At 56.3% G+C, this 20,216-nt stretch carries 19 protein-coding genes and 1 pseudogene; 8 read left to right on the forward strand and 12 right to left on the reverse strand.

All coding sequences use genetic code 11. The features are described from left to right. The first annotated feature begins 2 nt into the window (after positions 1–2). On the forward strand, positions 3–554 hold the full coding sequence (gene rfbC / locus PHQ58_RS19245) for a dTDP-4-dehydrorhamnose 3,5-epimerase (RefSeq protein WP_300114398.1): 552 nt from the start codon (positions 3–5) through the stop codon (positions 552–554). Positions 555–662: 108 nt separating this feature from the next. Here the strand turns inward: rfbC and phbB are convergent, their stop codons facing one another. Genes phbB through PHQ58_RS19260 form a run of 3 tightly spaced genes read right to left on the reverse strand, consistent with a single transcriptional unit; the run spans position 663 to position 4,413 of the window. Next, a complete protein-coding gene (gene phbB, locus PHQ58_RS19250; protein WP_300114401.1) occupies positions 663–1,400 on the reverse strand; it encodes an acetoacetyl-CoA reductase in 738 nt (245 codons plus the stop codon). A 57-nt stretch (positions 1,401–1,457) separates the two neighbouring features. Further along, positions 1,458–2,636 (reverse strand): acetyl-CoA C-acetyltransferase, encoded by a 1,179-nt coding sequence (locus tag PHQ58_RS19255; protein WP_300114404.1) that lies wholly within the window; start codon positions 2,634–2,636, stop codon positions 1,458–1,460. Between the two features lie 52 nt (positions 2,637–2,688). Beyond that, positions 2,689–4,413, reverse strand: coding sequence for a class I poly(R)-hydroxyalkanoic acid synthase (locus PHQ58_RS19260; RefSeq protein ID WP_300114406.1), 1,725 nt, complete (start codon positions 4,411–4,413; stop codon positions 2,689–2,691). A 110-nt stretch (positions 4,414–4,523) separates the two neighbouring features. On the opposite strand from PHQ58_RS19260, the gene PHQ58_RS19265 reads away from it, so the two are divergent. Further along, a complete protein-coding gene (locus tag PHQ58_RS19265; RefSeq protein WP_300114408.1) occupies positions 4,524–4,823 on the forward strand; it encodes a hypothetical protein in 300 nt (99 codons plus the stop codon). Here the strand turns inward: PHQ58_RS19265 and pgeF are convergent. Together pgeF and ycaO are read right to left on the reverse strand one after the other, a co-directional pair. After that, a complete protein-coding gene (gene pgeF, locus PHQ58_RS19270; protein WP_300114411.1) occupies positions 4,752–5,534 on the reverse strand; it encodes a peptidoglycan editing factor PgeF in 783 nt (260 codons plus the stop codon). The two genes, PHQ58_RS19265 and pgeF, sit on opposite strands and share 72 nt — an antisense overlap. Positions 5,535–5,617: 83 nt before the next feature. Then, positions 5,618–7,345: a 30S ribosomal protein S12 methylthiotransferase accessory factor YcaO gene (ycaO, locus tag PHQ58_RS19275; protein WP_300114415.1), complete on the reverse strand. Its 1,728-nt coding sequence runs from the start codon at positions 7,343–7,345 to the stop codon at positions 5,618–5,620. Positions 7,346–7,450: 105 nt separating this feature from the next. On the opposite strand from ycaO, the gene PHQ58_RS19280 reads away from it, so the two are divergent. The 4 genes from PHQ58_RS19280 to PHQ58_RS19295 all read left to right on the forward strand — a co-directional run bounded on the left by PHQ58_RS19280 (position 7,451) and on the right by PHQ58_RS19295 (position 10,739). Beyond that, entirely contained in the window at positions 7,451–7,753 is a 303-nt protein-coding gene (locus tag PHQ58_RS19280) for an antibiotic biosynthesis monooxygenase (protein WP_300114419.1), read from the forward strand. Positions 7,754–7,823: 70 nt separating this feature from the next. Next, positions 7,824–8,519: a fumarylacetoacetate hydrolase family protein gene (locus PHQ58_RS19285; protein WP_300114422.1), complete on the forward strand. Its 696-nt coding sequence runs from the start codon at positions 7,824–7,826 to the stop codon at positions 8,517–8,519. Between the two features lie 100 nt (positions 8,520–8,619). Further along, positions 8,620–9,165: an NUDIX hydrolase gene (locus PHQ58_RS19290; RefSeq protein ID WP_300114425.1), complete on the forward strand. Its 546-nt coding sequence runs from the start codon at positions 8,620–8,622 to the stop codon at positions 9,163–9,165. 170 nt (positions 9,166–9,335) lie between these two features. Next, positions 9,336–10,739, forward strand: coding sequence for a 3'-5' exonuclease family protein (locus tag PHQ58_RS19295; protein WP_300114428.1), 1,404 nt, complete (start codon positions 9,336–9,338; stop codon positions 10,737–10,739). A 58-nt stretch (positions 10,740–10,797) separates the two neighbouring features. On the opposite strand, the gene PHQ58_RS19300 is transcribed toward PHQ58_RS19295, so the two are convergent. Together PHQ58_RS19300 and dinG are read right to left on the reverse strand one after the other, a co-directional pair. Next, entirely contained in the window at positions 10,798–11,127 is a 330-nt protein-coding gene (locus tag PHQ58_RS19300; protein ID WP_300114431.1) for a hypothetical protein, read from the reverse strand. Positions 11,128–11,206: 79 nt separating this feature from the next. Beyond that, the gene (gene dinG, locus PHQ58_RS19305) at positions 11,207–13,342 is read right to left on the reverse strand and encodes an ATP-dependent DNA helicase DinG (RefSeq protein ID WP_300114434.1); all 2,136 of its coding nucleotides are present in this window, start codon (positions 13,340–13,342) and stop codon (positions 11,207–11,209) included. A gap of 219 nt (positions 13,343–13,561) precedes the next feature. Here dinG and PHQ58_RS19310 point away from each other — a divergent pair, with 219 nt between their 5' ends. After that, positions 13,562–15,064: a CYTH and CHAD domain-containing protein gene (locus PHQ58_RS19310; protein ID WP_300114437.1), complete on the forward strand. Its 1,503-nt coding sequence runs from the start codon at positions 13,562–13,564 to the stop codon at positions 15,062–15,064. Here PHQ58_RS19310 and PHQ58_RS19315 read toward each other — a convergent pair. After that, on the reverse strand, positions 15,061–15,594 hold the full coding sequence (locus tag PHQ58_RS19315) for a cyclic nucleotide-binding domain-containing protein (RefSeq protein WP_300114440.1): 534 nt from the start codon (positions 15,592–15,594) through the stop codon (positions 15,061–15,063). The two genes, PHQ58_RS19310 and PHQ58_RS19315, sit on opposite strands and share 4 nt — an antisense overlap. Before the next feature lie 637 nt (positions 15,595–16,231). Between PHQ58_RS19315 and PHQ58_RS19320 the strand changes: the two genes are divergently transcribed. After that, positions 16,232–17,272 carry a site-specific integrase gene (locus tag PHQ58_RS19320; RefSeq protein ID WP_300114443.1) on the forward strand — a complete coding sequence of 347 codons (1,041 nt, stop codon included), beginning with the start codon at positions 16,232–16,234 and terminating at the stop codon, positions 17,270–17,272. 199 nt (positions 17,273–17,471) lie between these two features. Here PHQ58_RS19320 and PHQ58_RS19325 read toward each other — a convergent pair whose 3' ends face one another. From PHQ58_RS19325 to PHQ58_RS19340, 4 genes and pseudogenes are all read right to left on the reverse strand, one after another. Next, positions 17,472–17,720, reverse strand: a complete 249-nt coding sequence (locus PHQ58_RS19325) for a hypothetical protein (protein ID WP_300114446.1) — start codon at positions 17,718–17,720, stop codon at positions 17,472–17,474. Positions 17,721–17,739: 19 nt separating this feature from the next. After that, on the reverse strand, positions 17,740–18,951 hold the full coding sequence (locus tag PHQ58_RS19330; protein ID WP_300114449.1) for an XRE family transcriptional regulator: 1,212 nt from the start codon (positions 18,949–18,951) through the stop codon (positions 17,740–17,742). Beyond that, positions 18,948–19,601 carry an alpha/beta hydrolase gene (locus tag PHQ58_RS19335; RefSeq protein ID WP_300114452.1) on the reverse strand — a complete coding sequence of 218 codons (654 nt, stop codon included), beginning with the start codon at positions 19,599–19,601 and terminating at the stop codon, positions 18,948–18,950. The genes PHQ58_RS19330 and PHQ58_RS19335 overlap by 4 nt, the downstream gene beginning before the upstream one ends. Before the next feature lie 410 nt (positions 19,602–20,011). Then, a pseudogene (locus PHQ58_RS19340) lies at positions 20,012–20,216 on the reverse strand (hypothetical protein); the annotation flags it as partial.

The following is a 20,216-nucleotide window of genomic DNA, read 5'->3' on the forward strand; positions in this document are numbered from 1 at the left end:
CCATGCCTTACACCGTCACCCCCACCTCCCTGCCCGAAGTCCTGATCCTTGAGCCCAAAGTCTTTGGTGACGCGCGTGGCTTCTTTTTTGAAAGCTTCAACGCGCGTGACTTTGCCAATTGCACCGGGCTTGATGTGCAGTTTGTACAAGACAACCACAGCAAGTCTGCCAAAGGCGTATTGCGCGGCCTGCATTACCAGATTCAACACCCCCAGGGCAAGCTGGTGCGGGTAACGCACGGCGAAGTCTTTGACGTAGCGGTTGACCTGCGGCGCAGTTCCCCCACCTTTGGCAAGTGGGAAGGCGTGGTGTTGTCGGCCGAGAACAAACACCAGCTCTGGGTGCCACCGGGCTTTGCCCACGGTTTTTTAGTGACAAGTGAAAGCGCTGAGTTTTTGTACAAAACCACCGATTACTACCACCCCGAGTTCGAGCGCAGCCTGCTGTGGAACGACCCAACGGTGGGCGTGCAATGGCCGCTTCATGCCGAGCCGCTGTTGGCCGCCAAGGACAAAGCCGCTGCGACCCTGGACAGCGCTGAAGTTTTTCCCTGAAGATAAAATACACACTGCAAGTCTGCAGGAATCTGGACATAAAAAAACCCGCTAAAAGCGGGTTTTTTGCGGCAAGGTGACTGCGCAGTCACAGACTGCGCATCACATTTAGCCCATGTGCAAACCACCGTTGACCGAGAACTCGGCACCGGTCGCGTAGCCGCCTTCGTTAGACGCCAACCAGGCGATGATGGACGCAATCTCAGACGGCTCACCCAAGCGCTTCACAGGCACGGTGGCAATGATCTTGTCGAGCACTTCCTGGCGAATGGCCTTGACCATGTCGGTGCCAATGTAACCTGGGCTCACGGTGTTGACCGTGACGCCTTTGGTGGCCAACTCTTGGGCCAACGCCATGCTGAAACCATGCATACCGGCTTTGGCAGCCGAGTAGTTGGTTTGACCAGCTTGACCCTTAACGCCGTTCACGCTGGAGATGTTAATGATGCGACCCCAGCCTTTTTCAACCATGTCACCGACCACTTGTTTGGTCACGTTGAACATGGAGTTCAGGTTGGTCTCGATCACGGCGTCCCAGTCTTCGCGCGACATTTTCAGGAACATGCGGTCACGGGTGATACCGGCGTTGTTGACCAGCAGGTCAATGCTGCCGTGCTCGGCCTTGGCTTTGGTGAAGGCTTCCACGGTGGAATCCCAGTCACCCACGTTGCCGGCCGACGCGTAAAACGTGTAGCCCAGCGCAGCTTGCTCAGCCACCCATTTGGCATGGTCACGGGTTGGGCCGCAACCTGCGATGACCGTGAAACCTTCTTTGCTCAAACGCTGGCAAATGGCGGTTCCGATGCCACCCATACCGCCGGTGACATATGCTACTTTTTGACTCATTCAATTCTCCTCTTTGTTAATACGAAATCTGCTTAAAACTCAATTATGAAGGCTAAATCAGCGCTCCAACGCAAGGGAAACCCCCATACCGCCGCCAATACACAGGGCAGCCAAGCCCTTCTTGGCGTTGCGGCGCTGCATTTCGTGCAGCAAGGTAACCAAAATGCGGCAACCGGACGCGCCAATCGGGTGGCCAATGGCAATGGCGCCACCGTTCACGTTCACTTTGGATGGGTCGACCTCAAGCAATTGATTCACAGCGCAAGCTTGTGCAGCAAAGGCCTCGTTCAATTCAAACAGATCCACATCACCCACGCTCCAGCCGGCACGGGCCAGCGCCTTGCGCGAAGCAGACACTGGGCCCAAGCCCATTTGCGCTGGATCCACACCGGTGGTACCAAACGCAGCAATGCGTGCCAAAGGAGTCAAGCCCAGGGCTGCGGCTTTTTTGGCCGTCATGACCATCACGGCAGCTGCACCGTCATTGATGCCTGATGCGTTACCGGCAGTGACCGAGCCGGCCTTGTCAAACGCTGGGCGCAAACCTGCTAAAGCTTCTGCATTGGATTTGCGGTTCAGGAACTCGTCGGTGTTAAAAACCAGCGGGTCGCCCTTGCGCTGAGGAATCAACACGTCAACGATTTCGTCCTTGAACTTGCCAGCATCTTGGGCGGCAGCGGCTTTTTGCTGGCTGGACAATGCCAGGGCATCTTGCATGTCGCGGCTGATGCTGCAAGCTTTTGCCACGTTTTCTGCGGTGATACCCATGTGGTACTGGTTGTAAACGTCCCACAGGCCGTCCACAATCATGGAGTCAATCATCTTCCAGTCGCCCATGCGCATGCCGTCGCGCGAGCCCATCAGCACATGAGGTGACGCGCTCATGTTTTCCTGGCCACCGGCAATCACGATGTCGCTGTCGCCCCAAGCCACTGACTGCGCAGCCAGCATGACGGCCTTCAGACCAGAGCCACACACCGCATTGATGGTCAATGCGGGCGTTTCCTGCGCCAAACCGGCTTTCAGGGTGGACTGGCGCGCCGGGTTTTGTCCTGAACCTGCGGCCAGCACTTGGCCCAGAATCACTTCACCAATTTGGTCAGCGCTCAAACCCGTGCGTGCCAACAAGGCCTTGATGACGGTGGCACCCAATTCCGGGGCAGCAACTTTTGCCAGTGAACCACCAAATTTACCTACGGCTGTACGCGCCGCTGAAACGATAACGATGTCTTCCATGTTGTCTCCTGAGTCCTGGTTAAAAAATCAAACAATACCAAAAAATTAAAAATCAAGCCCGAGCTTTGACATAGCTGCCGGGTGCAGGCTCGATGGCCTTGTATTTGCCCTTGCCATAGGTTTTGGGCGCGGAAATTTCTTTACCGGCTTGTGCAGCCAGCCAATTAGACCAGTCCGTCCACCAACTGCCTTTGTGTTCAACGGCGGTGGTTAACCACTGATCAACCGTTTTAGGCAACTTGCCGTCATCACGAATCCAGTGGCTGCGTTTGCCTTTAGCGGGCGGGTTGATCACGCCGGCAATGTGGCCGGATGCGCCCATGACAAAACGCTTTTTTCCTGGCAGAAACTGGGTGGTGGCATAGGCGCCGCCAATCGGCACAATGTGATCTTCGCGCGAACCATAGATGTACGCGGGAATATCGACCAAATTCAGGTCAATTTTTTCGCCACACACAATCGCCTTGCCCGGCTTGGTCAGGTTATTTTCAAGGTAGGTGTTGCGCAAGTACCAAGCGTAAAACGGGCCAGACAGGTTGGTGCCATCGCTGTTCCAGTACAGCAGGTCAAACGGGGGAGGCGTTTCGCCTTTGAGGTAGTTGCCCACCACGTAGTTCCACACCAGATCATTCGGGCGCAAAAAGCTGAACGTGCTGCCCAGGTCTTTGCCCTTCATCAGGCCGCCTTTGCCCATTTCCTGTTCGCGGTATTTGACAAAGCCTTCATCAATGAACACGTCCAACACGCCCGTATCAGAAAAGTCGAGCATGGAGGTCAGGAGCGTGACGCTGGCCACTGGTTTTTCACCACGCGCTGCCAGCACTGCCAACGCCGTGCCAAGCATCGTGCCGCCCACGCAGAAACCCAGTGCATTGATGGTTTTTGAGCCAGATATTTCTTGCGTGACCGAAATCGCCTTGATCACCGCTTTCTCAATGTAATCGTCCCAAGTGGCCTTGGCCAAAGACGCATCGGGGTTACGCCAGCTCACCAGAAACGTGCGATGACCTTGCGCCACGGCGTACCGCACCAGCGAGTTTTCAGCTTGCAGGTCAAGAATGTAAAACTTGTTGATGCTCGGTGGCACCATCAGGAAAGGTTTCTCAAAGACCTTGTCGGTCAGAGGCTTGTACTCAAGGAGCTGAAAGTATTCGTTTTCAAAGACCACAGCACCTTCGGTGGTCGCCACGTTTTTGCCGACCTCAAACACGCTTTCGTCGGTCATTGACACATGGCCTTGCTTGATGTCGTGCAGCAGGTTTTGAATGCCTTTGGCAATGCTCTCGCCTTTGGTGTCAATGGCTCTCTTCTGGGCTTCGGCATTGGTTGCCATGAAGTTGCTGGGGGCTGCAGCGGCGGTGAGCTGCTCAACCGCAAATTGAATGCGGGCACGGGTTTTGGCGTCCGTATCGACGGCGTCTGCCATCTGTGTGAGGGTTTTGGCGTTCAGTAAATAAGCCGCAGCTGAGAAAGCCGCCGCCGGGTTAGCCGTCCAGGCCTCATTGGCAAAACGCCGGTCAGTGAGCTTGGCAGCACCTTGCAGGCTGCTGGTAAAGAGCTCACTGGCTTCTTCCAAGTACTGCTTTTGTAGCGCTTGCAGCTTTTCAGGGGAAAACTTGATTTTGGGGGGCTTGGTGGTGGGGGCCATCAGTTTGGGAGCCGCTGCGCCCAAGTCCATGTTCTGAAACGACTCAAAAGTCTTGGTCCAGCTTTCGGTCATGGTTTGTTGCATTTGTTGGGCCGACTGGAGCCATTGTTCTTGAGCTTTTTCGTTCATTCTTTACCCTCTGAGTAATCATCAATGTCAAACAAGGCTAGTATCTTAGGGCAAGCCCTTCGAGATCCTGACATTTTCCAATCAACCCCAAAAATTTTCATCTTCACCCTATGTACATCGTTCCCATAGGCTGGCTTTATGTGGCTGTTCTGATGGCTGCGGCCGAAGCCACCAACACCAACGGCACCGTGCTGGGCGGGCTCATCACCTTTGTTTTATACGGACTGCTGCCCGTGGGGCTGGTGGTGTATGTGATGGGTGCACCCGGGCGCAAACGCGCCATCAAGGCCAAAGAACAGGCCGAAATAGTTGCCACACAAGCGGCGTCAAGTGCGGCATCAGACACCGCGCCAGATGCTCACGCAAAAACGCCCACTGACCCGGTCACGCCGGTGCGAAAAGAGGCGTGACGCATTGCCAACCGTGCACCAGGCTGCGCTGCTGTTGTTGCCGTAAACCTGTGTCACGCCAAGCGCGCGCAGGCGTAAGCGGGCCAGGCCGGCCAAATCCGCCAACCATTTGCCTGACGCCAGGGGCTGAAAACACGCAGCAGCAGACCGGTCTTGTGAGTTGAATGCCGTGCGCACCTCGTCACCCACCTCAAACGCGTCAGGCCCAATGCACGGGCCCAACCACGCTATTATTTCAGTAGCTGATTGCGCTTTATCCATAAGGGCTAGAGCACTAAAACTCTTGTAAGTTGCTTCAAGCACACCCACACCACCCTGCCCGGCCAAACCTCGCCAGCCAGCGTGCGCAGCAGCCACCGCTTGGCCCTGCCGGGTGGTGAACAACACCGGCAAGCAGTCAGCCACCATCACGGTGCAGGCCACACCAAATTGATTGGTGATGCAGGCGTCTGCCACCGTGCCGTCCTGGCTGTTGGCGTCTAAAAACACCACGTCAGCGCCATGCACCTGGTTCAAAAACACCGGGCGTACGGCCAATGCAGCTTGCAGGGTGGCCCGGTTGGCCGCCACATCGGCTGGGTTGTCGCCCACGTGGTCACCCAAATTCAAGCTGTCGTAGGGTGCGCGTGACACGCCGCCTGCGCGCGTGCTGCACACGGCGCGCACTCCGGCGGGCGCGGGCCAGTCGGGGATCAGCCAATCGGGGTTCATGGCGAAATTTTGTTCACTGTGTCAACGCGCCATGCTTTTCAGCATGGCGCGTTTCATCTTGCTGATGATCAGCGCTTTGCAAGTCAGGCAAAGGCGTGAACCTTGTCGTAGGCAGCCAGCAGTTTGTGGTGCATCTCAAACCCATCCAGCGCCAAGCCAGGTGCGCCGAGACCCATGAAGCGGTCTTCCTGCATGATCAAGGCATGCGCTTGCGCCAGCGGACCGGCGCCGTAGAGCAAGGCTAAGGTGTCCAGATACGGGCCACTGTCGCCCATGTCCGCCAGGTTGATCAGGTTCTTGATGCAGGCATAAACGCGTTTGCGCTCGGGGTTGCACTGGTCAAAGTTCAAAATCCATTCACAACCTTCCAGCGTGGCGGCTTCGTCGCCCACGGCCAACGCCAGCAGGGTCTTGAGCTCTCCCAGACGCAAATCGCTCCAGAACGACCCGGCATCAGCAGCCAAACCAATCAGACCCGGCACAGGGCGGTGGTCCGCCAGGTTGGAATCGTTCAGGGTGTCGAGCAGATCGACGCACTCTTCGTCGTCCAGATCGGGCAGGTTCAAGATGGCTTCGCGGAAGTCATTCGCAATGCTGTTGTTCTCAAACTCCAGGTCGTCAATCGGGTAAATTTCTGACAGGCCCGGCACCAGCACGCGGCAGGCGTACACGCCCAGCTGCACAAAATCGGCAATGTAGACCTGATGGCCGTCGTGCTGCAGGCGCTCCAGGCTCCAGGCGTAGTCTTCGGCGGTGGTGCTGCTGAAGTTCCAGTCAACAAACTCATAGTCGGCCACATCACCCAAAAACTTCCAGTGAATGACGCCGCTTGAGTCGACAAAATGGATCTCGATGTTGGTCGAGCTAGCGGTTTCTTCCAGGTCAAAGCCGGGTGCAGGAAAGCCTGACAGTGCATCCAGCGCACGGCCTTGCAGCAATTCGGTCAAGGCGCGCTCCAGCGCCACCTCAAAGCGCGGGTGCGCGCCAAAGCTGGCAAAGCAACCCTGATCCAGCGGATTCAGCAGCGTGACATTCATCACCGGGTATTGGCCACCCAACGAGGCGTCTTTCACCAGAATGCCAAAGCCGGCCTCACGCAGGGCTGCAATGCCACGGGCAATTCGCGGGTAGCGGGCAATCACGGCCTCGGGCACATCCGGCAGGCAAATACCTTCGCTGATGATGCGGGCTTTGACTGAGCGCTCAAAAATCTCCGACAGCGCCTGCGTGCGGGCTTCCATTTGGGTGTTGCCAGCTGACATGCCGTTGCTGACATACAGGTTGCCAATTATATTGACCGGGAAATACACGGTTTGGCCATCGCTCTGGCGCACGTAAGGCAGGGCACAAATGCCGCGATCCGTGGCGCCTGAATTGAAGTCAACCAGCGCGCTGGCGTCCACGTTGCCCTGTGGGTTGTAGAGCTTGTGCAGTTCAGGCGTCAACAACTCGGCAGGCCAGGTTTCGTCTTCTGGCACGGCAAACCAGCGCTCTTGCGGAAAATGCACATGAGCGCGGCTGGTCAGATCGGGGCCGAGGTAGAAATGGGTCCAGAAATAATGGGTCGACAAGCGCTCAAAAAACTCGCCCAAAGCGCTGGCCAGGCAGGCCAGGCGGCTGGCACCTTTGCCGTTGGTGAACAACAATGGGCAATCACGGTCACGAATGTGCACCGACCAGATGCCGTCCACCGGGTTGAGCCAGCTGCGTTCTTCAATGTGGAAACCCAAGGCCTGCAGCTTGCCCAAGAGCGTGCTGATGGTGGTTTCGAGGGCGGCATCTTTGCCAGGAATAAAGGTAGTGTGTGTCATCACTCCAGCATAACCCATGGCCCGACCGCACCCGCGCAGGCACCGTGCTGAAAACGCTAGACTTGAGGTTTTGCCCAATCAGCCCCCCAATTGCGAAAGACCTTCATGATTCTTGAACTAGCCGATTTTTCCATCCAGCCCGGACAAAACGCAGCCTTTGAAGAAGCCATTCAGCGCGGACTGCAAACGGTCATTGCACACGCCAAAGGTTTTCAAGGCTTCACGCTAAACCACGGCATTGAAAACCCACAGCGCTACATCTTGCAAATTATCTGGACCACTTTGGAAGACCATACTGTTGGTTTTCGTGGCTCCCCTGCGTTTGGCGAATGGCGTGCCATCGTCGGCCCGTTTTTTGCCAGCCCGCCGGTGGTGGAGCACTTCAACCTGTTGGCCAAGTCAGCCTAAGCTTGCCACTACGTTCAAGCCCAAAGAATAGCCATGCCAAATTCCCTAACCCCACCCAGGCCATACTGACATGACGTTTGCATTTCCACCTGCCCCCACCGTGTCCGTGCCCGTGCTTGGCTCTGGCGCGCTGTTTCCGGTACACCGCGTCTACTGTGTCGGTCGCAACTATGCCGAGCACGCACAAGAGATGGGGCACACCGGGCGTGAGCCACCTTTTTTCTTCATGAAGCCGGCCGATGCCGTGCTGGTGGTACCGCCTGGCAGCGTCACTGCCCTGCCCTACCCCAGCTTGACCAGTAACTTTCACCATGAAATCGAGCTTGTGGTGGCGATTGGCACTGGCGGAAAGAACATCACGGTAGAACAGGCCCCAAGCCATATTTTTGGCTACGCCGTGGGCCTGGACATGACACGCCGCGACCTGCAAAACGACATGAAGGCACAAGGCCGCCCTTGGTGCATTGGCAAAGGCTTTGACCAATCTGCCCCGATTGGACCGATCACGCCCAAGGCCGCGGCAGGCAGCATCAGCCAGGCAGCGATTGACTTGCAGGTCAATGGTGTGCAGCGCCAACATGGCACGATTGACCAGTTGATCTGGAACATCTCGGAAACGATTGCCCAGCTCTCAGCCGCCTGGGCACTGCAACCCGGTGACCTGATTTACACCGGCACACCCGCTGGCGTGGGCGCGGTGGTGCGTGGGGACATCCTGAACGGCAGCATCAGCGGCCTGACGAGCATTGAATTGAAAGTAAGCTGACATCGGCGGGCAGCTAGTGCGGTCGACCTTAGTCGACCATGGCTTGCGCCAACCCACCCTGCACATGACCGGCATGTACTTTTGAAATTACACTCCAACGATGCACCGCCCCCCCATCAAACATTGCAAAAGCTGCGGCACATCCGTGGTGTACCGGCTACCAGATGACGGCGACACCAAGCTGCGCGCGGTGTGCCCGGCCTGCGACACGGTTCACTATGAAAACCCGCTCAACGTGGTGGGCACGATTCCCGTGTGGAACGACAAAGTGTTGCTGTGTAAGCGCAACATCGAGCCGCGTTTTGGCAAGTGGACGCTGCCCGCCGGCTTCATGGAATTGAACGAGACCGTGAGTGAAGGCGCCGCGCGTGAAACGCTTGAGGAAGCCGGTGCGCAGTTTGAAATGGGCGAATTTTTCTCACTGGTCAACATCCCGCGGGTCGGCCAGGTGCATTTGTTTTACCGCGCACAGCTGCTCAGCGACCAGTTTGAGCCGGGATTTGAGACCATTGAGGCACGCCTGTTTACCGAGGAAGACATTCCCTGGGAAGACATCGCTTTCAAGACCGTAGGCGAAACCCTGAAACGTTTTTTTGCAGACCGCCGCCTGGGCCGTTATGCCATTCATGTCTTTGACATCACCTGAACTACAAGCCAGCTTTGAATTCTGGTTCTACCGCGTGGGCACCTACTTGGTCGCCAATGTGCTGGATGATCCCGCTTGGCTTGCCCTGATGTTTTGTTAGTGTTTTAGGCCTCTAGCCCTTATAGAACATGCGCAAGCAGCTATTATTTTTGACATTGCTATAAACACCCATGCTGCCCTGCTACGTACTGCTTGACCTGGAAACCACAGGCGGCAACCCGGTCAATGACCGCATCACCGAGATCGCCGCAGTGCGCATCGAACACGGCGTGGAAGTGGCCCGCTGGAGCACGCTGGTCAACCCCGGCACACACATTTCAGGTTTCATTGAGCAGCTCACTGGCATCAGCAACGCCATGGTGGCCAACGCACCCGCGTTCAGTGAGGTGGCCAAGCCCTTGCTGGCGCTGCTGGACGGCGCCGTGCTGGTGGCCCACAACGTGCGTTTTGACCACGGCTTTTTGCTGAACGAATTGGCACGGCTGGACGTGGCGCTGCGCGTTAAAACCCTGTGCACGGTACGCCTATCACGCCTGCTTTACCCGCAGTTCAAAAGCCATGGGCTCGACGCCATCATGCAACGCCACGGCTTGGTGAGCACGGCACGGCACCGCGCCATGGGTGACGTTGAGGTGATGCAAAGCTGGCTTGGGCTTGCCAGCAGTGAACTGGGCGCGGATTGCCTGAAGGGCCAAGCCCAGAGTCTGCTGCAAGGCAGTGCCGCCCTGCCGCCGCAACTTGACACCAACGTGGCCGACATTCCCGACACACCCGGTGTGTACATTTTTTACGGCGAAAGTCCGCTGCCGCTTTATGTCGGCAAAAGCGTCAAGCTGCGCAGCCGGGTCATGTCGCACTTTCAGGCCGCCAGCCGCAACGCACGCGAGATGCGCATGGCGCAAGAAATTCGCCGCATCGAGTGGATCGAGACCGCTGGCGAACTCGGGGCGCTGTTGCTGGAAGCGCGTCTGGTGAAAGAGCAGCAACCCATTCACAACCGCCAGCTGCGCCGCGAAAACAACCTGTGCGCCTGGCGCCTGGAGGCCAACCCCAGCAGCCGCCCTTTACTGACACTGGTGCGCGGTAGCGACCTGGTCCCAGCTGAATTTGGTGCACTCTATGGCCCCTACCGCTCCAAAAACCAGGCGCAAAGTCACCTGCGCGAACTGGCCGACACACATGGTCTGTGCCTGCAGGCGATGGGACTCGAATCAGGCAAAGGCCGCTGCTTTGCGCACCAGATCGGCCATTGCAAAGGTGTGTGTTGTGGTGAAGAAGCGCCTGAGCGGCACCACTTGCGCCTGCAAATGGCCCTGATTACCCACAAGCTGCAGGTGTGGCCGTTTGCCGGCAAGGTGGGTTTGCGTGAGCACAATGCAAGGACTGATCGCACCGATATTCATGTGTTTGACCAATGGTGCCATCTGGCCACCGTGCACTCAGACGATGAGTTACAAGACGCCCTGCAAAGCCAAAAAAGCCCGTTGGCGTTTGATCTGGACACCTACCGACTTTCGATGAAACATTTGCGGCCCGCTGGCAAAGTGCATGCCGAGCTCATTGAATTTACATGAAATAAGCCTCTAGACCTTATGAATAATTCGTAAGCAGCTATATAAAATATAGCTAAAATCAGCGCATCGGGTCAATGCGCTTGGGCTCGACATCGGTCACCACGGAAACATCACGCACCTCAGCGTCAATCACATCGTCAGAGGCTGCCTGCGGCGCGCCACCAAACCCTGCACCACGGCCGGCCTGCTGCCACGGTGGGCGGCGCATCATCTGAAACACCCAAGGCTGCACCGGTTTGCCTGTGACTTTGGCCCACAGCGCACGCAGCAGCCACAACGACAGCAGCACCAAGCCAACCGCAAGCACACTGGCAAAAAACACCAGCCCTGCCAGCAGCAGCCCCAGGCGCAGCATCAGCCCCAAAATTGATCTTACAAAATTACCCATTCAAACTCCTTTTGATGCTTTTAGGTGCGGCCATGCGGCGCACATACAAGCCGATTGACATTTCTTTACGCCGAGCGGCTCAAGGAAGTGGGCGGCGCGAAACCGCATACGGCGGCAGACCCTGCAGCATGCGCCGGCCGTAAGCCATGTTCAGCAAACGCTTGTCATAACAAATCACCCGCGCCTGATCGGTCTCACTGCGAATCGCCCGCCCTGTCCACTGCAGCAGCTTGATACCAGTGGCGGGCACCACCAGTTCCGAGAAAGGGTCGCGCCCGCTGCGCTTGAGCCACTCGGCGCGCGCCTCTTCGACCGGATCGCTCGGCGGGCTGAAGGGCAGTTTGGTGATGAACACCGTTTCACACAGCGTACCAGGCAAGTCCAGCCCTTCGCCAAACGATTGGAGACCAAAAATCACCGAGGCAGCGCCCGCCTCGACCCGGGCCTGATGAATGCCCAGCAGCTTGCCACGCGCCAACTGGCCCTGTACCAGCACCACCTCCAGCAAGGCGGCATCCAGCGCATTCACTGCCGCCTGCATTTGCACACGCGAGGTAAACAACACCAGCGCGCCATGCGGCACGTCGCGCAAATCCGTTAGCAGGGCCGCCACCATCTCAGCGGTGTACTGGTCCACCTGACGCGCATCGGCCAAGGTGTCTGTCACGATCAACTCGCCTTGGCGCTGGTAGTCAAACGGACTGTCCACCGCCAAGGTGCTCACTTGCGGCAAGCCGGCCAAGCCGGTTTCGCTCAGAAAATAGTCAAAACTGCCACAGGTGGTGAGTGACGCAGATGTCACCACCGCGCCACGCACTTGGCGCCACAAATGCCGACGCAACAAGTCGCCCGGCACGATCGGACAGGCGTTTGCGCTGAGCGACACCAAGCCAGAACTGGTGTCTGATTTGAGCCATTTGGCCAGGGGCGGCTCGTCAGTGGCCAGCCACATGGCGCTGGTGGCCACCACACTGTTGATTTTGGGTGCCAGCTGGCCAAGTTTGGCGTATTCAAGCGAACACTGCGCGGCCTGTGACGGGTCTTCTTTGGCCCGTAATTTAAGCTCGGCACCCAGAGCTTCCAACGAATCTGAGAGCGCCACGGCGTGGCCGTGGATCAGCTTGAAGGGCTCCAGCATCACCTCGGGCACAACGCCTTCCTTGAAACGATAAACCGTGTCGTAAGTGCTGGCTACACCCCGCAAAAACTCCATAGCCAGGCGACTCGCTTCCAGCATGGCGGTTTTGAGCTGTTGTGCCAGGGTGGTGACGTCTTGCGCCAGCACAAAGCCCAGCTTGTCAGCTACCTCGACCAGAATTTTGGGCAGCTTTTCAAGCCAGCGCAGGCTGCCCAAGTCCATGGCACTGGAAAACTGGTCCAGGGCCACCGCCGGCAAGTGGTGGCCTTCGTCAAACACCACCAGGCAGTTGTCCAGGTCAGGCAGCGCCTTCATGCCCAAGGAGGCCAGCACCAGGTCATGGTTGGCTACGATCACTTGCGCCTGTGCCAGTTGCATGCGCGCCTGGTAGTAGCTGCACGCAGAAAACCGTGGGCAATGGCGGGCAGTGCAGGTGTGGCGCTCAGCGGCCACGGTACCCCAATCAGAGGGGTCGGGTTGCTCGGCCAGGCTGTCGCGGTCGCCGTCCCATTTACCGGTGGCCAAGCCGGAGGCCAGCGTGTCGTAAAGCTGCATGCGCCGCTCCAGCGGGTCTTGCCAGACCTGGCCCCTGACGGGTTTGGGGGATTGGAGCGGCTGCGCTGCTGGTTCGTCGTCGCCCTCGAACATGTCAACGGCATCGCCACCGCCCACCAACCGCTCCAATTTGAGCTTGCACACATAGCGGCCACGGCCTTTTGCCAAGGCAAACACAAACGGTGTGTCAAGCACGGCGGCCAGCGCAGGCAGGTCTTTGGTCATCAATTGCTCTTGCAGCGCTACGGTGGCAGTCGACACCACCACCCGCGTTTTGCGCGCCAATGCCATGGCCACCGTGGTCGATAAGTAAGCGGCAGATTTGCCAACGCCAGTGCCCGCCTGAATCACCGCCACTGCGCTTTGTGGCTCGTCGTGTTCGCCCAGCGTCACACATTCCAAAGCACTGGCAATGCGCTGGGCCATGTCGCGCTGACCCATGCGGGCGCGAAAGCCCGGCGTAGCCGCCACAACCTGGTCAAACGCGCCCAGTGCCACGTCGGCCAAAGCAGCGTCACTCAATCAAGCACCTGCAGCAAACACATGAAACACAAGCACACAAGACAGACTCCGAGGAATAGATAAAGGGATGAGTTTAAGAAGGCGTTGGGCCGGGTGCGAGTAGCATCGCCAACAATCACCGGGTTTTCGCAGCAATTTAGCCCGCAAGAGCCCAGAGTATCCGTCCACTTTGCGCCAGCAAAGCTCACACTGAGAATTTGACCTAAGGGGATAAAGCCTATGAAACCCGTCGACCCACCCCATCACCCGCAAGAGATTGAACTCAAGCTGGCGCTACCCGGTGCCAACCCGGCACAACTGCTCAAGCAATTGTCCCGCACACCAATTCTGGCGCGTCGCCAGCCGACCCAACTGCAACTGCACAACGTCTATTACGACACGCCCGAGCAACACCTGCACCAACAAAGCATCGCCTTGCGCATTCGTCGTGTGGGCAACTCAGCCAAGCCCCAGTGGCTGCAGACCCTGAAGACAGGCAAGCAAAACAACTCGGCTCTGAGTCAGCGTGGCGAGTGGGAAACCCCTGTGCCCAATGAGCGTTTGTCAGCCAAAGCCCTCAAAGCCACGCCTTGGACCGCGCTTGACCCTGATGGCAGCCTGTTCAAGTCGCTGCGACCATGCTTCACCACGCGTTTTGAGCGCACGATCTGGCTGGTGCGCCGGCGTGATGGCAGTGTGGTTGAGGTCGCTCTCGACGTGGGCCAAATCGTGGCCGGTGACCAAACCGCCGTGATTTGCGAGCTCGAATTTGAGCTCAAGGCCGGCCAGCCAGCCGCCTTGTTCGACGTGGCCCAGCAAGTGGCCCGCAGCGTTGCCGTGCTCCCGGCAACCCAAAGCAAAGCCGAGCGTGGCTACGCCTTGGCGCAAGGTGGCTTGGCCACACCGGTGCGCGCCCTGCCGCCCAAACTGACACCCGACCTGCCCGTGCTGGCAGCGGCACAGCGTGTGCTGAGCGAGATGTTTTGCCAATTCACCAGTAATATGAACGCACTGCACGCGTCGGAAGACCCAGAAGTGGTGCACCAGGCCCGGGTCGGTTGGCGTCGATTTAAAAGTGCCTGCCGCCTGTTTCGCCCGGCTCTTGCGCCAGACGCTTTACCGTCCTGGGAGCCGCTGCATGCGCTATTGACCTGCCTGGGGGAGCTGCGCAACCTTGAGGTGGCCCTAACGGAGACACTGCCACCATTTGCCGATGCCTACATAGCGGGCAATGAGCCCCGCGCGCGCACGTGGGAGGCCATGACACAGGCCCTTGCGCATGACGCTGAGCTGCAGCGTAAAGCGGTGCGCTACGCACTGCGGGACCCCAGTCTTGGTGCCGCTTTGCTGGCCACCACACAATGGATCGAAGGCTTAACGGCCGTGCCTGGAACGGTTGAATCGGCGGCTTTACAGAAACAATCCTTGCGCCGTTGGAGCCGTCAACGCATCAAACGTCTGCATGCCAAATACAAACAGGCCTTTCAAGCGGCCAATACCCTTGAGGCCCAGCACGGCGCGCGTATTCTTGCCAAGCGTCTTCGCTACTGCCTGGAGGCGCTGCAATCGCTGCTGCCAGCCAAGCGCACCAAGCGCTGGGTTCAGCAGGCCACCAACGTGCAAAGCGCCATCGGAGTAACACGCGACTTCACGCAGGCAATGGCATTTATAGCCCGGCAGGATCTGAACCCGGGCTTGGCAGAATTTTTGCGCGGTGTGGCCGCGGGGCGGTCACAGCCTTAAATCGCCTCACTCACAATGGTAGGCAGCATGCGGGTGGTGGTGTCGCGCAGGCGGCTGGTCATCAGCTGCAACACCAGCAGCAAAACCTTGTTGGCAAGGCGTGGGTACTCCAGCATGATCGTGTTCAGCTTGTCGCGCGTCAGCACGGCAAAGTCAGTGGGTTGGGTGGCTACACAGCTGGCAAAACGCTGGCGCCCGTCAATCAATGACATTTCGCCTAAAAAGCCGCCAGGCCCCACACGTGTCACCAACTTTCGCCTGCCAGTACCGTCATTTTTCATCACATCGACCTGTCCCGTCAGCACAATCACCAAAAAGCTGCCCTCGGTACCTTCATTCAAAATGGTGTCGCCCCGGAGCGCGCCGTAACACGACATGTATTCACAAAACTTACTGTATTCAGAGACAGAAAAGCCCTCAAACAACGACAACGCTTTGACAACTTCGTAAATCTCGTCCAAATAACCCGAGGCGCTCCCCAATTGGGTCATGTGCTCGAAACCCAGCAGCGGTGTTACAGAATGGCTCATGGATTGGGCCAAGCTAGCGGTAAGGATATGAACATTGGATAAATGGTTTGTGCCGTCAGTCGTTTCAAGTTAGTGCACGAGTCTGCTCAATTCTTCGCATGAGAACAATAGTTCAATCAGACTACTAAAGTTGTCTGCCCTTATTCGCTATTTTTTCCAGACAGCGACTCAAATTTAACGGCCCACAAATCACCAGAATTGCAGTGCTGGACTCTGTGCAGGATTCGCCTTGCCTGAAGGATAGGGCGAGTGCCCAGGGCATCACCAACACTTTTCAGCTTGACCTCATGAAAAGCTGGATTTGGTACAAACAGAGACACTCAGGACCTATTTTCAATGAATTTAGGAGGTTTTTGGCATCGTGCAACATCTGGTTACAAAGCAATCAGACGAAAAAAAATCCCTTGTAAGTCATTGATTTACAAGGGATTTTCATAATTAATTGGCGGAGCAGGGGGGATTCGAACCCCCGGGGGATTTAACTCCCCGCACGCTTTCCAGGCGTGTAAATTAATAAATATTTATCTATATAAATCAAATACTTACAACATTTATAACAGTTTAAAAAGCATTTCCGGCACAAAACGGGCACACTCGCTTTACACTTTCACCCATCAAATTCGTGTGAAAGGCAGAAATGGCAAGCTTTCGAAAACGTGAATCCGGGCTCTGGCAAGCCACCGTTCGAATGACTGGATACCCATCTCAATCGAAAACTTTCGAGCGAAAAATCGACGCTGATATTTGGGCTCGCAAGATTGAAACCGACATCGATAAAGGCATTTTCCAAAGCTCGTCTGATGCCGAGAAGACTACGCTCACCGACCTGATCGATCGCTTCAAAAAAGAGTACGCCCCCTTCCACTATCGAAAGCGCGAAGATGAAAAGGAAGCCTGGCGCTTTCAGCTCGCCAGGCTTGACTCCTTGATTGGCAAATACTCCCTCGCTGCCATAGACCAAAAAGTTGTTGGTGCGTACCGCGATCTGCGATTGGCTGGCAACAGCCAGATGCCAGCGGTCGGTGACTCTACCGTCCGCAAAGAAATTTTCATGCTGTCCAAACTGATGAGATTCGCTCAAATTGAGTGCGGCATCCTGTTACCTCGTGGCAACCCGGTCGACAACGTGCGCAAGCCATCAGAAGGTAAAGGCCGCGAGAGACGCCTCACAAAAGAAGAGTTCGCCCGCCTGGAAGCTGAAATCAAGCGGTCACGAAACAAACTTCTCTACCCGGCCTTCCAGTTCGCCATCGAAACCGCAGCGCGACAAAATGAAATTTTGTCGCTGACTTGGGAGCACGTGAACCTTGAACGCAAGTTTGCCCTCTTAAAAGACACTAAAAACGGCGAAGAACGGGCGGCTCCGCTGTCATCAAAAGCGATTGAGGTGCTGGATGCATTGCCAAAGCCAAAGCCCGCAGGCAAGTTCAACCCAACGGATCGGCCCTTCCCTATTGACCGGACTTGCCTTTTGAGTGTTTTCCGCTATGCCTGCCAGCGCGCAAAAATTCAAGACTACACCTGGCACGACTTGCGCCATGAGGCCATGAGCCGCCTGAGCGAAAAGAATGATTTCTCGATTCTTGAGCTCGCCTCTATCTCCGGCCACAAAACTCTGCAAATGCTGAAAAAATACACCCACCTTCAGGCTGAAAAATTGGCTGACAAGATGGGATAGTAACTGCTCGTCCCCAGACTGTCAGCGGAAGCGACGGCAACTTTGGGATCGAAAGAAGCAACAAAGCGTCCCATGAATACCGTGACAACAAAAACCGGGTTCAGCGTGCATGGTCAGACAGAAATCCTGACTACTGGCGCCTTCAGGTCCAAATCGCTCAATTCTTTCGGCATGGTGACCCGACCTGAGTGCCCGTCAATCAGCGCTCTTTGTTTGCCTGGGCCAAAACCGACGCAGCCAATTGCCTAGTGTCATCAGAATAGCGATCACTGGCCAGAACGCGCGCAGCCTTGTCTTCCATCTCTGCCCCTGTCTGTTTGCCGCCTCCGCACTGAGCCAAAGCGGATGCGGCAAGACTCTTGGCAATCTGAGATGCCCGGTTGTCTTGCAACGTTTCGGCTGCCAGCTTAGCGATCTGAGCAGACGTCTGTTTCGTGTTTTTGGACATGATGGGCTTCTTAATGTGATCAGTTCTTCAGCAAACTCTTGAATGGCAATACAACGGGATTAGTTTGGGATTTCTGTTCAGTTCCATCTGAAGGCGCAACGCGCAGCCGCGCAAGTTGAACGACATTGCTTTTGCCCCGAAAGTACCCATCCGGGAGCCCTGTCAGCATTTCCACGTCAGTTTCTGACAGTCCGATATGCCTAGGAATCGCATCAAGTGGCATCACATTTTCGTCGACCAATAGATCGATAGTGCGTCGAAGCAGACGCGGTTGCTCGGGCTTTCGATCGCCGTCACCAGGCTCTGATTTGCCTCCCCACCGAGCAGATCGCCGCTTGAACAGTGACAACTTGCCTTCTTCATCCAGCAATCCCAAGGCATACAACCTCATCGTGATCGCTGCGACCGAAACGCCCCACCGACGTTTGAGCAACAACATGTCGTCAAGCGTGACAGGCATGCGCACATCAGATGCAAAGGTTTCGGCAGGTAGCAGAAATGCTCCAGCAAATTGATGGGCTTGCTTTTCCATCAAGTTATGGCGCTCGCGATCGGTCGTGCGTTGGATAAGTCGGTGCAGCACCAGGTGACCCAACTCATGTGCAAGATCGAATCGGCTGCGGTAACCATTATCTTTGTCAGCTGACAACAAAATGAGCGGACGCCCAAGGACCTCGCTCCAAGCTGAAAGCCCCTCGATTTGGGCAATACCTGTTTCTTCGCGAACCAAGATGACACCTGCGCCCTCAACGGCGAGCGCAAGGTCTTGAACTGCCACACGCCCCAGTCGCCACATATCACGGCATTCACAGGCTGCCCGCTCAATGTCTTCAGACGTGATTTCTTCTGGATTGAGAAAACTGCGTTTCGGCAGATTCAGATCCGGATAGTCGACGAATTCCATCAACGCGACAGCGATATCCTGCGCCCATTCCAGGCGAGCCTCAAGCATCGCGCGTGCAGCAACGTGAGCAGACGCATTGCTGCGAAACAGTGGCAAAGAGATTTTTTCTGTTGGTGCCCGGGTGAACCACTCGGGTGTGACATTCACCACGCCCGCAAGACGATCAAGAGCCTCTCGCTCAGGCGCTTGAGAGCCTGCTCTCCATTTGCTGACTGTCGCTGGCGACACACCAACCATGGTGGCGAGCTGCACCTGGGTCAAGCGACGCACAGCCAGGATCTGGCTAAGCCGATCCTGTTGAAAACCTTGGATTCCACCTCGGCTCATTGTGTTGTTCCATCTTTGTCCTGCTTGCCGCTGTTCTTTTTCAGCTTCGGCATTGCAAGGTCATCCTGCATCGTTGCCGGTTTCTGGTCATATCGCTTGAGGAAAGCATCAATGGGCTCCCGAAAGAGCCAACCTTCCATATTTCGGTCTGGGACAGCTATTTGGATAGAAACCGGTGAATCAGGGTGAATTTGTAGAGATCCGGAGAAGCAGGCCACAAAAAAGGCAACTGCATCCGACGGAGGCACATAGTCGGCAAAAAGCTCTGGTTGAACCAAAGGCTCAATCGCCTGATTCGCCATCGACATCTGTCTACGGGTTTGACTGCGGCGACCATTGGTCCAAATGCCTTCTTTGATATTGAATCGCGCCAGCGTGAAAACACCAGTACGACCAACGACAATTGCATTGCCCCTAATTGGTGAAGGCGCACCATCATTAACAGCAAGTGTTCGCTGGAAAGCCTCATTCATGTGAAAGTGGCGTAACTGGCCCACTACGCTCGGAAGATGCCCATCATCCATGCCGCGGGCGGCGGCGTAGGCACGTTGCGCACCAACCACCAAAGCCTCTTCAACACCCAGGACTACTTCTCGAGGCAAGTTCCTTACGAGCAGGTCTGGGATCGTGTCTTTTGTAGGCTTGGCCATTGGCAACTCCAGTGTCGAATTTCGCATAAGTGGATTCTATACTTAAATTATTTCGCATAACAAGCTTTTTTAATGAATTCGTATCGCGGAGCTCCCCCGGATCAGTCACTAGCTTGGACGTCGTAGTGCTAAAAGGCGTTGGCCCAAAGTTTCTCAAGCTCTGTGGTCGCGTCCTCTACTGGCAGGTGGATGTCGAAGTCTTTGAACAGTCGTGCCTGTCAACATCGACCAAGGCCCTTGCGGCTCCGGTCAGGTGCGACTGAGAAATGGTGCGTTTCGTCGGCAAATGTTGATAAGCGCCGACGTTTCGAAACACACCCGAGTCGATGAAACTATCAATCACTTTATGAGTTAACCATTTCCACCATTGAGCGAAATATGATCCCAACCGCATACCGAAACATCTTCCACTATTGCCCTTCTGCAAGCGTCTGAAGGCGTTCGCTAACTTTGACTGTAAGTTGCTGGAGTCCCTCCCCATTGTTTAGGTATTGGATATACCGGAGATGTCGCAGGTCAAAAGGCACATCGTCCGCAGACTGGGTTATCAGAATGACATCCTTGCCCAGGGAATGTGCAATTCCAGCCTCATAGAACACATTCGCATTCTTTCCG

The organism is Rhodoferax sp. (genome assembly GCF_028688795.1).
Classification (GTDB): Bacteria; Pseudomonadota; Gammaproteobacteria; order Burkholderiales; family Burkholderiaceae_C; genus Rhodoferax.

Excerpts from the sequence above, each read along its gene's own strand:
- PHQ58_RS19290 (WP_300114425.1), top strand. The coding sequence starts at position 8,620 with ATGCACCGCCCCCCCATCAAACATTGCAAAAGCTGCGGCACATCCGTG.
- PHQ58_RS19265 (WP_300114408.1), top strand. The coding sequence starts at position 4,524 with ATGTACATCGTTCCCATAGGCTGGCTTTATGTGGCTGTTCTGATGGCT.
- PHQ58_RS19255 (WP_300114404.1), bottom strand. The coding sequence starts at position 2,636 with ATGGAAGACATCGTTATCGTTTCAGCGGCGCGTACAGCCGTAGGTAAA.
- PHQ58_RS19320 (WP_300114443.1), top strand. The coding sequence starts at position 16,232 with ATGGCAAGCTTTCGAAAACGTGAATCCGGGCTCTGGCAAGCCACCGTT.
- rfbC (WP_300114398.1), top strand. The coding sequence starts at position 3 with ATGCCTTACACCGTCACCCCCACCTCCCTGCCCGAAGTCCTGATCCTT.
- PHQ58_RS19335 (WP_300114452.1), bottom strand. The coding sequence starts at position 19,601 with ATGGCCAAGCCTACAAAAGACACGATCCCAGACCTGCTCGTAAGGAAC.
- PHQ58_RS19300 (WP_300114431.1), bottom strand. The coding sequence starts at position 11,127 with ATGGGTAATTTTGTAAGATCAATTTTGGGGCTGATGCTGCGCCTGGGG.
- PHQ58_RS19280 (WP_300114419.1), top strand. The coding sequence starts at position 7,451 with ATGATTCTTGAACTAGCCGATTTTTCCATCCAGCCCGGACAAAACGCA.
- pgeF (WP_300114411.1), bottom strand. The coding sequence starts at position 5,534 with ATGAACCCCGATTGGCTGATCCCCGACTGGCCCGCGCCCGCCGGAGTG.
- PHQ58_RS19295 (WP_300114428.1), top strand. The coding sequence starts at position 9,336 with ATGCTGCCCTGCTACGTACTGCTTGACCTGGAAACCACAGGCGGCAAC.
- PHQ58_RS19315 (WP_300114440.1), bottom strand. The coding sequence starts at position 15,594 with ATGAGCCATTCTGTAACACCGCTGCTGGGTTTCGAGCACATGACCCAA.
- PHQ58_RS19325 (WP_300114446.1), bottom strand. The coding sequence starts at position 17,720 with ATGTCCAAAAACACGAAACAGACGTCTGCTCAGATCGCTAAGCTGGCA.
- PHQ58_RS19330 (WP_300114449.1), bottom strand. The coding sequence starts at position 18,951 with ATGAGCCGAGGTGGAATCCAAGGTTTTCAACAGGATCGGCTTAGCCAG.
- PHQ58_RS19310 (WP_300114437.1), top strand. The coding sequence starts at position 13,562 with ATGAAACCCGTCGACCCACCCCATCACCCGCAAGAGATTGAACTCAAG.
- PHQ58_RS19260 (WP_300114406.1), bottom strand. The coding sequence starts at position 4,413 with ATGAACGAAAAAGCTCAAGAACAATGGCTCCAGTCGGCCCAACAAATG.
- phbB (WP_300114401.1), bottom strand. The coding sequence starts at position 1,400 with ATGAGTCAAAAAGTAGCATATGTCACCGGCGGTATGGGTGGCATCGGA.
- PHQ58_RS19285 (WP_300114422.1), top strand. The coding sequence starts at position 7,824 with ATGACGTTTGCATTTCCACCTGCCCCCACCGTGTCCGTGCCCGTGCTT.
- ycaO (WP_300114415.1), bottom strand. The coding sequence starts at position 7,345 with ATGACACACACTACCTTTATTCCTGGCAAAGATGCCGCCCTCGAAACC.